This window comes from Desulfobotulus sapovorans DSM 2055, assembly GCF_059569355.1.
This window is the reverse complement of sequence record NZ_JCANVJ010000001.1, coordinates 22,301-33,110: the sequence shown is the minus strand read 5'-3', so window position 1 is coordinate 33,110 and position 10,810 is coordinate 22,301. Positions and strand designations below refer to the sequence as shown.

Annotated in this window: 6 protein-coding genes; all 6 read right to left on the bottom strand. The window is 57.0% G+C overall.

Going from position 1 to position 10,810, the window contains the following annotated elements; all coding sequences use genetic code 11:
• Positions 1–78: 78 nt before the first annotated feature.
• Genes BR04_RS00140 through BR04_RS00115 form a run of 6 tightly spaced genes read right to left on the bottom strand, consistent with a single transcriptional unit; the run spans position 79 to position 10,686 of the window.
• Positions 79–2,316, bottom strand: coding sequence for a response regulator (locus BR04_RS00140; protein WP_496353949.1), 2,238 nt, complete (start codon positions 2,314–2,316; stop codon positions 79–81).
• Complete coding sequence (locus tag BR04_RS00135; protein WP_496353948.1) at positions 2,313–2,801, bottom strand: hypothetical protein; 489 nt, start codon at positions 2,799–2,801, stop codon at positions 2,313–2,315. The genes BR04_RS00140 and BR04_RS00135 overlap by 4 nt, the downstream gene beginning before the upstream one ends.
• Positions 2,798–3,931, bottom strand: a complete 1,134-nt coding sequence (locus BR04_RS00130; protein ID WP_496353947.1) for a sensor histidine kinase — start codon at positions 3,929–3,931, stop codon at positions 2,798–2,800. Before BR04_RS00130 ends, BR04_RS00135 begins: the two co-directional genes overlap by 4 nt.
• The gene (locus tag BR04_RS00125; RefSeq protein WP_496353946.1) at positions 3,915–4,586 is read right to left on the bottom strand and encodes a cobalamin B12-binding domain-containing protein; all 672 of its coding nucleotides are present in this window, start codon (positions 4,584–4,586) and stop codon (positions 3,915–3,917) included. The genes BR04_RS00130 and BR04_RS00125 overlap by 17 nt, the downstream gene beginning before the upstream one ends.
• The gene (locus BR04_RS00120) at positions 4,583–7,978 is read right to left on the bottom strand and encodes a PAS domain S-box protein (RefSeq protein ID WP_496353945.1); all 3,396 of its coding nucleotides are present in this window, start codon (positions 7,976–7,978) and stop codon (positions 4,583–4,585) included. The genes BR04_RS00125 and BR04_RS00120 overlap by 4 nt, the downstream gene beginning before the upstream one ends.
• A complete protein-coding gene (locus tag BR04_RS00115; protein WP_496353944.1) occupies positions 7,975–10,686 on the bottom strand; it encodes an ABC transporter substrate binding protein in 2,712 nt (903 codons plus the stop codon). The genes BR04_RS00120 and BR04_RS00115 overlap by 4 nt, the downstream gene beginning before the upstream one ends.
• Between the last annotated feature and the right edge of the window lie 124 nt (positions 10,687–10,810).

Below are 10,810 nucleotides of genomic sequence, written 5' to 3'. Positions count from 1 at the left end.
TGGGTTTTCTGTAGGGGCCTCCCCCCGTGGTTGCCCAAAACCAGGGCAGGCACTTTGTAAGGAAAAGTCCCCATGTCCTTATGCCAGCAGCTCCCGGAGGCTTTCAAACCCTGCCCTCAGATCCGCCATTTTTAAGGCGACTGCCTCCAGATCACCGTCCCTTGCGGCTTTTTCCATTTCCGTCGCCAGACTGTAAAGGGCTTCGGCACTGATATTGGCAGCCATTCCCTTCAGGGTATGGACATGCAGATGCACGGCAGAGGCATCGGCTGCATCCAGACTGGCCTGAAGCGCCTCCATTCTCTGGGGAAAGCTTTCCAGAAAAAGCCCTGTGAGAACCTTAAAAATCACTTCATCCCCCAAAAGCCGTTTGAGAAAGGCATTGCGGTCAAAAAGAAGAGACTCTTCCTTTTTTTCCTTCAGAACCAAAACTTCCGACGAGGGATCTGTAGCGAAAAGGCCTTCTCCGCACAGAGAAAAAGAGCCCTTTCCATCCTTCGGAGAAAGCCATTTTTCCAGTACCCGCAGCAGCTCTTCCGGCTCCACGGGCTTTGGGATATAGCCATCCATGCCCACCCCTAAACAGCGTTCCCTGTCCCTGCTCATGGCTCCTGCGGTCATGGCTATGATGGGAATTCTTTGTTTCCGGACTCCGGGCAAAAGATCTGTCCCCTCCCCAGCCCATCCGGATTCCTCTGCCCGAATCCGCCTTGTGGCTTCAAGGCCGTCCATCTCCGGCATCATCACATCCATAAACACAAGGTCATAGGGCTGCCCTTGCAGGGCCTGATGTTTCAAAGCCCGAAGGGCCTCCTTGCCATTGAGAACCGTATCCGCATACAGCCCGAATTTACCGAGAATGCCTAAGGCCACCTGCTGGTTGGTGAGATTGTCTTCGGCAAGGAGAATGCGGCCTGAAAACTGCGGCAGCTCTCCCCGCCCGCAGGTGTTCCCGTTCAGGGTGCGCAGCCCCTCCCCTTCTTTTTCCTTGTCCCTGAGACAGAGGGAAAAAGAGGCCGTAAACCAGAAGGTGGATCCCCTGCCCTCCGCACTTTCCACCCCCACATCGCCCCCCATAAGGGTCGCCATCTGACGGCAGATGGCAAGACCCAGACCCGTGCCACCAAACCTGCGGGTGATGGAGGCATCCACCTGGGTAAAGGGACTGAAGAGCAGGAATTTTTTGTCTTCAGGAATGCCGATTCCCGTATCCTTAACGGAAAAGCGGAGCCGGACGGTGCGCTCCTCATTCTTTGTCTCATCCTGCACCCCATCCTGCGCTTCATCATGGCCCTGCCCATGCTCCAGCCCGACATGAATTCCAAGTTCCCCCGCATCGGTAAATTTCAGGGCATTGCTGGTCAGGTTGGTGAGACTCTGCCGGAGCCGTCCGGGATCACCGGAAAGATAGCGGGGAACATCCGCTGCCTTAGAAAGGGTAAAGACAAGTCCCTTTTCCCTGGCCCGCAGGGCCGTCATCATGCCGATATCCTCCAGAAGGGCATCAAGGTCAAAGTCAAGAATCTCCAGCTCCAGCCTTCCGGCCTCACTCTTTGAAAAATCCAGAACATCATTAAGAAGACCCAGAAGAGACCTTCCGCTGGACTGTATGGTTTCGACATAACGCCGCTGCTCCTCGGAAAGGGCCGTATCCAGCAGCAGATGGCTCATCCCCATGACCCCGTTCATGGGTGTCCGGATCTCATGGCTCATGTTGGCCAGAAATTCCCCCTTGGCTTTTGCGGCCGCCTGGGCCTGAAGGGCCATCTCATTGGCACGGGTGATGGCCGCCTCCAGCTGCCGGTTGCTTTCCAAAATGGTCTCTTCGGCCCGCTTGCGCTCTTCGATCTCCTGCCACAACTGTTGGTTCGCAGCCTTCATCTGATCCCGCGCCATCTCCAGTTCCTTAACCCTGGACTGCAAGGTGCGGCTCAGGGATAAAATACGGACATGGGCCTGCATGCGGGCCAGCAGTTCGCGGTTTTCGATGGGCCGGGCAATGTAGTCATCAACACCGAACTCAAGACCTTCCGACTTATGGCTGCTGTCAATATAGTGACCGGACACCATGATAACGGCTATACCCGCAAAGGCAGGGGACTGCCTGATCCGGCGGCAGACCTCCAGCCCATCCATCCCTGGCATATCGCGGTCCAGCAGGATCAAATCCGGACAGCGTTGCCGGATCGCCTGGAGTGCAGCCCCGCCGTCCGCCGCCTGATCCACGGCATAACCCGCCTTTTCCAGCAGTCGGGCAGTGCCAATCCGCAGGTCGGCATCGTCATCCACGATCAGGATTCTCACAGGGTCGTTCATGGCTGTCCCTCCGGGTCATGACGCGGAACCGGCGACAGAGGCTCCGCAAGCTGCTCATCGCTGATCTTCACAAAGAGTGGAATATTGACAATGAGCCAGTGGAAGAAGGGACAGGTCTCCGTAAAGACGGACGGAGCAAGCCTTTCACGGGCAATCTCGACGAAGGTATCCAGATTCGCAGCCCAGTAGGTCGTCTGAAACCCGTGCGAACGGTAGGCCCGGAAGACCCAGAGTACCGTCTGCACAAGCACCTCCGGCTCATAGACCAGAAACATCGAGCCCATAAACCGGCAGAAATTGCGGCTGTTATCCTCCATCATGGCCCGGTTTCCGGGGCCGATCAGTTTCTCCAGATCGGGCCGGGCCACCATGCGGCGGTTGAGGGCCTCGGCGAGACCATCGCGTGCGGCCTCAAATCCGGCGGCAGCTTCGGCGGACGGCTGACGGAGTTTTCTGGCAGTTTCGATCAGACGTATCAGGTTCATGCGTATTCCCCCTCTTTCGTTGGCAGACTGAAAACAAACCTGGCACCGTGGCCGGAACCGTTCTCGATCCAGATACGCCCGCCATGGGCCTCGATGACGAGCCTCGCAATAGCAAGACCAAGTCCCGTGCTGCGTTCACCGGCGGTCTTACGCAGGCCCGTCCGCCCGAAGGCTGTGAACAGTCGCGGCTGATCCGCAGGCGGGATGCCGGGGCCTTCATCGCATACGGCAAAGATCAGATCCTGACCTTCCCAGCGGGATGAAAGCCAGACGCGCTGGCCGGAGACGGAGTGCTCCACCGCATTCCCCACAAGATTCAGGAGAACCTGCTGGAGCTTGGACATGTCCACATGGATACAACGCAGGTCATCCGTCGGCTCCACCAGGAGAACGATCCCTTTCTTCTCCGCCATCAGCCGCGCCATCGGTTCGGCTCCCGTGACGATCTCCCGCACAGTGGCCGGGGCCAGATTCAGCCGCAGCTGACCCGACTCGATCACGGCCAGGTCAAGGAACCCGTCAATGAGCTGCTTCATGTCCGTGGCAGCCTTCAGGCAGATGCCCAGAAAGCCCCGGTGCTCTTCGGAAAGCCCGGCCTCGTCCAGCACGAATCCGCCATAGGTCATGATCACTCCGATGGGCTTGCGCAGGTCGTGCGCCGCCATCCCAAGAAACTGATTTTTAAGCTGATTCAGATCACGCAGTTCCGCGTTGCTCTGATGGAGCTGCCGGGTCAGATTGTTCAGCTCCCGATTCAGAGCCAGCACCTGATCGCGAAGTTCCACCTGTTCCTGAAAATCGAGACTGGCGAGGGCCAAGGTGCCGCTGGCAAGGGAGAAAAACCGGAAACAGAAGGTTTCGGGCCGGCCCGATGCGGTGCTCAGCGTGAGCCGATGCACCGTATCCCCCTGACGTATGAGCGCCGACACATCAAGGGTGTGCCTGAAGTCCATGATCTGTTCCGCCAGCGGGCGGCCCACGGCCCCGGTGCCCAGCACCCGGAGGGCCTGATCGTTAGCGCCCACCACCCGGTTCTGAGCGTCAAGTTGCAGCATCATAAGCGATGCCGTTTCCAGCACATACCTTTGCAGGGCCACAGCAATATCCGGACAGTCACCCATGGTTGTCATGCTCCCTGATCCAGGTTTCAAGCTCAGCCAGGGAGAGCAGACAGCGTACACCGGGCAGACGTTCAACCCCTTCCCGTCCGCCCCAGCGGAAAGCCTGCCCGCCGACAAGAATCTCCAGGTCGGGGAAGGCCGCACGAATTGCGGACGCGGCACGGATGACCTCCGCCAGGCCAAACGAGGTGGCCACGGAAAGCGCTGCCACATCCGGCCGCTTTTCACGGATGAGGGTGATCGTTTCGCCCACGGGCGTGTTGGCACCAAGGAAATAGCCACGCCATCCATTTAACTCAAACACATCGGCCACCATTTTACCGCCGATCTGGTGATACTCGTTGGGCACGCAGGTAATCACTGCGGACTTGCCGTTACGCGGCTGGGCAAAGAGCCGGGGGTAGGTCAGGTTCAACAGGCCCTCGCTGATGGCCGTAATCAGATGCTCCGAGGCCACCGAAATCCGGCCCCGCTCCCAAAGATCCCCCACTTCGTAGAGTGAACGCCGCACCAGATCCTCATAGGTCGAGCGCAGCCCGGCATCGGCATCCAGCCATTGCTGAAAACTCGCCCTGCACTGTAGGCGGTCATGTGCCAACAGGGCGCAGAGATAGGCGCGATAGACCTCCTCGGGGACGAACCCCGGCTTGACAGGTTCGCTCATTCCTCTTCCTCCGAAAGGGTTTCTGACACTTGCGGATTCTTTAAAACCCCCTCCAGCACCCTGCGGAGCCTGTCATAGGCCCCGTCAAGGACTTCCATGTTTTCCGCCACAGCGGACAGGTCTTCCGAAGCTGCGGCAGCTTCCATTTCCCCTGCCAGCTCACTGAAGGCCAGGGCACTGATATTCGCAGTCATGCCTTTCAGGGTATGGATCTCCCTGAATACGGCCTTGCTGTCAGAGCGGTCTAAACCAGCCCGCAGGGCCTCCATGCGCTGGGGAATAGCCTCAAGGGAAAGTGTCAGCACATTCCGGAACAGCTCTTCATCGTTCATGAGGCGTCTCTGGACAGCGTCAGGATCAAAAACCACAGGCGTCTCCGACACGGTAGCCGGGGGAAGGATGTCCGCCTGCCCGTCCTGTACGGTTCCCTCTGCGGAAAAAGGGGCAGAGGAGGGAGTATTTTTCCTGAAAAACAGCCATTTTCCCAGCACCTCCGCCAGAGCCTCCGGCTCCACCGGTTTTGAAATGAAATCATCCATCCCGGCGTTGAGGCAGCGATCCCTGTCCCTCTGCATGGCCCCTGCGGTCATGGCGATAATGGGAATTCCGGCTCTTTTGATTCCGGCAGTCCCATCATCATGCCCCCCTTCTTCAGCCTCCCTCTTCCGGATACGGCGTGTGGCTTCCAGGCCATCCATCTCCGGCATCATCACATCCATGAGGATGAGGTCATAGGGAAGACGCTTTACAGCCTCCAGAGCTTCCAGGCCATTGGCCACCGTATCCGTGTGCAGCCCGAATTTTGCAAGAATCCCCTGGGCCACTTCCTGGTTGGTGCTGTTGTCCTCCACAAGAAGAATACGGCCGGAAAACTGCGGCAGGGATGCCATGCGATGCCTGTTGTCAGGAATGATGGCCCCGGTTCCGCCCCCCTGACCGAAACGGGCCGTGAACCAGAAGGTGGATCCCTTCCCCGCAAGACTTTCCACGCCGACCTCCCCGCCCATGAGTCCGGCCAGCTGACGGCTGATGGCAAGGCCAAGCCCTGTCCCCCCAAACCTGCGGGTGATGGAGGCATCCACCTGACTGAACTTGTCAAAAAGCAGGGACATTTTATCCTCAGGAATGCCAATGCCCGTATCCTGCACACAAAACCGCAGCCATGTCCCTTCCTTCTCCATTTTTTCGAGACTCACCTCCACCGAAACCTGGCCCTTTTCCGTAAACTTCAGGGCATTGCCCGCAAGGTTGGTCAGAATCTGCCGCAAACGGCCAGGATCGCCACAAAGAAAACGGGGCACATCCGGTTCAATGCAAGAACGCCAGCCCAGCCCCTTTTCCTGGGCCTTCAGCGCCATGGCATCGCTGAAATCCGCCATGAAATTCTTCAGATCGAAATCCAGAATTTCCAGATCCAGCTTTCCGGCTTCAATTTTGGAAAAATCAAGGATGTCGTTGATGATTCCGAGAAGGGATCGGGCACTTGAATAGATGGTTTCCGCAAAACGCCGCTGCCTTTCATCCAGCGTCGTCTCCAGCAGCAGGCTGGTCATGCCCATGACCCCGTTCATGGGTGTCCGGATCTCATGGCTCATGTTGGCCAGAAATTCCCCCTTGGCATGGGCTGCGGCCTGGGCCTGAAGGGTCATCTCATTGGCGTGGGTGATGGCCGCCTCCAGCTGGCGGTTGCTTTCCAGAAGGGCCTCTTCGGCCCATTTGCGTTCCGTGATGTCTTCTTTGACCGCCAGATAATGGGTGGCCTCCCCCTTGTCATTGAAAATCGGGGTGATGGAGGCGGCCTCCCAGAACACCTCCCCGTTTTTCCGGATGTTTTTGAACTCTCCCCGCCATTCCCTTCCGGACGTGAGGATCTCCCACATCTCTCTGTAGGCTTCGGAGGGTTTATCCGGTGACTTCAGAACTCTGGGGTTCTGGCCCTTTGCCTCCTCAAAGCTGTAGCCCGTTACCCGGGTGAAGGCCGGGTTGACATACTCGATGGTGCCTTCAAGATCCGTAATCACGATGCTGGCAGGACTCTGCTCCACGGCTCTGGACAGCCTGCGAAGCTGATCCTCCGCTTTCTTGCGGGGAGTGATGTCACGAAAACACCAGACCCTTCCAATCACCTGACGCCCCTGCCACTGGGGCTGGCAGTACCGCTCAAAAACCCGGCCATCACGAAAAAGAATTTCATCAAAGCTGCTCGCTTCAGGCCTTTCGTACAGGTGCTGCACCTTGGCATAAAAGGCTTCAGGATCTGAAAGCTGGGAAACAACATAGTCGAGAAGGGTCTGATCATCCGTTGCGGACAGCTGGGGGGGAATACGCCAGAGATCGCAAAAGGCCCGGTTGCGCCTGCTCACCCTGCCGTGACGGTCAATGACAAGAATCCCCTCTTCCAGGGAATCCAGGATACTGTCCAGCAAAGAGACCATCCTGCGGCCTTCTTCTTCGGCCTGCCTGCGCTCTGTGATGTCCACGGCCACTTCCATGCGCACCATGCGGCCTTCTGTCCAGGGAATGGCCTGATCCCGGCAGTCATACCACCTGCCATTGGCAGAATTCAGAAATTCCCAGTGATGGATGCCCGAAGCACTGCCATCAGGCTTGAGAAGCCTTGAGTTGGTGCAGAAGGTGCAGGGGCCGCCCTGTCCGGACTGAAGCACCTCCCAGCATTTTCTGCCCACACCGTCCCCGAAGGCCCTTCGGCCAAAGGCATTGAGAAAAAGAAGCTCATGGTTTTCCATGTCCGCAATGTAGATGAGGGCATCCATGGCATCCATTACCGTGAGCAGACGCTCATGGAATTCTTCCCTGTGCTGTTCCGTAAGTCTCCTGGCCGTGACATCCGTGGCAATGCCCGCATGGTGCAGCAGGCTGCCGTCCTCGCCGCGCACGGGAAAAGCCCGTGCATGAACCCAGCGCAGGCCGCCATCGGGCCTCAGAATGCGGTATTCCATGTCAAAGAAACCTGAAGAGGTATAGGCTTCAAATGCAGCAGAAACCCCTTCTGTATCCAGAGGATGCACAGTCTCCATGAAACTTTGGGGATTTTCATACAGGCTCTGGCAGCTCCGGCCCCAGAGGGTTTCGTAGGCGGGGCTGACATAAAGCATGGCACTGTTGTCACGGGAACGCAGCCAGACCACATCCCCGATGCTTTCGGTAATGTGGCGGAACCTTTCTTCGCTTTGCAGCAGCTCTGCCTGCTGAGAACAGATAATTCTCTCCGCCCGGCACAGCATGAGGAATACAAAGCCCAGAAGAACCCCAAGAAGAAAGACCGTCAGTATGGCGCCCTGCTGCCAGAGCAGCCAGGCTCCACTGAGCACAAGCAACAAAAGCAGAAAAAAAATTAGCGGAAGCAGACGATGCAGCAGCGTTTTTTTCATGTCAGTACCTCCCTGACCTTCTCCATCAGTTCCTTCAGCAGCCAGGGTTTTCCGATAAAGCCCATGGCTCCTGAGGCCAGGGCTTCCATGGCCTGACCATTGGCGGAATAGCCGCTGGAAATCAGCACCCGCGCATGGGGATTTTTTTTCAGAAGTTCCCGCAGACACCGGTGCCCGCCCATACCCGGCATGTTCAGATCCAGAAGAATCAGGTCGATGCGCTGCACCTCCTCCCCGTAGATCGTCAGGGCTTCTTCTCCGCTGCCTGCACAGAGCACGGTATAGCCTGCATTCTCAAGGGCTTCCCTGCCCATTTCCCGGATATGGGCCTCATCATCCACCAGAAGAAGGGTTTCACTGCCCGTTCCCGGAAGAGAGGGTTCCGGCAGGGTCTTCAGCTCCGTTCCCCCCTCATCCACCACAGGGAAGTACACGTTAAAGACCGTGCCATGGCCGGGTTCGCTGTAACACTGAAGATATCCCCCGTGGGCCTTGACAATACCATACACCGAAGCCAGCCCCAGGCCGGAACCCTTGCCCACTTCCTTGGTGGTGAAAAAGGGATCAAAGGCATGGCTGAGGGTTTCGGCATCCATGCCACAGCCCGTATCCGAAACGGAAATCAGAACATGGGGCCCCCTGCACGCGCCTTCATGGGTTTTCACAAAGCTGTCATCCAGATCCACATTCTTTGTTTCAAAAATCAGCCTGCCCCCCTCCGGCATGGCATCCGCCGCATTGTTGGCCAGATTAAGGAGAGCCTGCTCCATCTGAACAGGATCTGCACAGACCGGGCTTATGCCAGAACAAAGATGCAGTTCCATGGAAATCATTCTGGGAATAATCCGTTCCAGGAGGTGGCTCAGCATCCTGATTTCATCATTGATATCCATACGAACCCGGCTGGATTCCGCCTTGCGGCTGAAAAACAGAAGCTGCTGCACAAGCTTTGCCGCCCTGTCCATGGCCCCTGCCACCACATCCAGGCGCTGCATGCTCCGGGTATCCAGAGTGGCTCCCATGGCCAGAAGCTCCAGATTGCCCCGCATCACCTGAATCAGGTTGTTGAAATCATGGGCCACGCCACCGGCCAGAATACCGACGGACTCCATCTTCTGGGCCTGAAGCAGCTGGGCCTGCAACTTTTCCCGCCGGGCTTCGGCATCCCGGATGTCGGAAATATTGATATGGGTTCCCAAAGTCAGGGGGGTAAGGGAGCCATCCGGCCTGCAAAGGGTTTTCCCACGGGACCAGATCCAGACCCAGTGTCCCTCTTTGTGGCGCATCCTGAAATGCTGTTCATACAGCCCTTCTGATCCCCGGTTCAGGTAATCCCTGAAAAAGGCAAGGGCGGGCTCCCGGTCTTCCGGATGCAGAAAATCCGTCCATACCTGTCTGAGGTTGTCCCCTCCGTTCATGGTAAACTCTGCGGCATCATGGCCGATCATGGAAAAATACTCAGGACTGCACCACTGGTGGTTGGTCTCCCGGTTGAACTCCCAGGCCCCCGTATTGGAAACGACAATGATGGATCGGTAGCGATCCTGGCTTTCCCTGAGATGCTGCTCGGCATTTCTGCGATGACGCCTTTCCCGCCGGTTTTTCAGGGTAAGAACGATGAGCAGACACAAAAGCAGCAACAACGCAGCACCTGCGATATAAAAGGCTGTTCTGTGTTCATGGTAGAGGGGAAAAGGGCGGTTGATGAGGATACTGCCTGCGGGCAGGATCTCCGGGGGTATCTTAAAATCCCGGAGTTTGGGGTAGTCAAAAAGATACACCTGGGGGGTATGATAAATCACGGGAATCCCCTGGGGCGGAAGACCTTTAAGAATCTGAAGAACCATCCCTGCGGCGATTTCGGCCATGCGTTCTTCACTGATTACAGCTCCGCCCACAGCCCCTTCACCGATATCAATCTTCTTGAAGGTATAAAAGGGCAGTCCGGATCGGGAAGCCAGAAGCCTGAGATTTTTCAGGTTACTGGCATAGGTTTTTCCTGAGGCATCCCGCAGAAAGGCATGAAAAACCACAGGCGTCCCCCTGGGCAGGGCCTGCAACTCGGCCAGCAGGGCTTCAAGGCTGGCATCGGTAAGAAGGGAAAACAGACCGGGCTGCCCCAGCTCCCCTGCAATCTTCTTTAACCCTTCAATCACCCGCAGACTGGCAGGATTGCGATCCGAAACCACGGCAATGGAAGACGCTTTGGGATGAAGGCGCCGGATGAGACCGATGGTGCCCCGCATGTCCGGGTTTTCCGCAATACCGGTGATCCGCTCCTGAAACTCCAGACGTTCCGGGGTAAAATCATTGGGGCCGCAGAAAACCAGAGGCAGACCGGGAAAGATTTCGTCCCTGTACAGCAAAAGAAAATCCAGAGCCACATCGTCCGTTGCCAGAACCCCCTGCAGGGGTACCCTGGCATATTTTTGGCTCAGATAGTCCTTCATCACCGGAAAATTCTCTTCCTGGCGGTGACGGATACCGTCCATATACTCCACATGCATCACCAGAGGCAGGCCGGAATCCTGAAAACCCCTTTCCAGCCCCTGCATCAGTCCCCTGGACCAGGGCAGCTCGCCATGATAGGAATGCAGCACCAGAACATGGCTTTTCTCCCTGCCCGAATCACTCCGGGCCACCGCCAGCAGGATAAGGGAAATCAGAAAAAAAATCCCACAGGACAGAACAAAACGTGCTTTTGTCATCGCCATTCCTTTTTCAGTTCCCGGGTTTCCTGCAAGGGGTTGTCAAGCTTCAGTGCCGTTCCGTCGTTTCCTGAAATATTTCAAGTCCTCTCCCAGATGCCTCATCTTTCCAAACAATATCCAA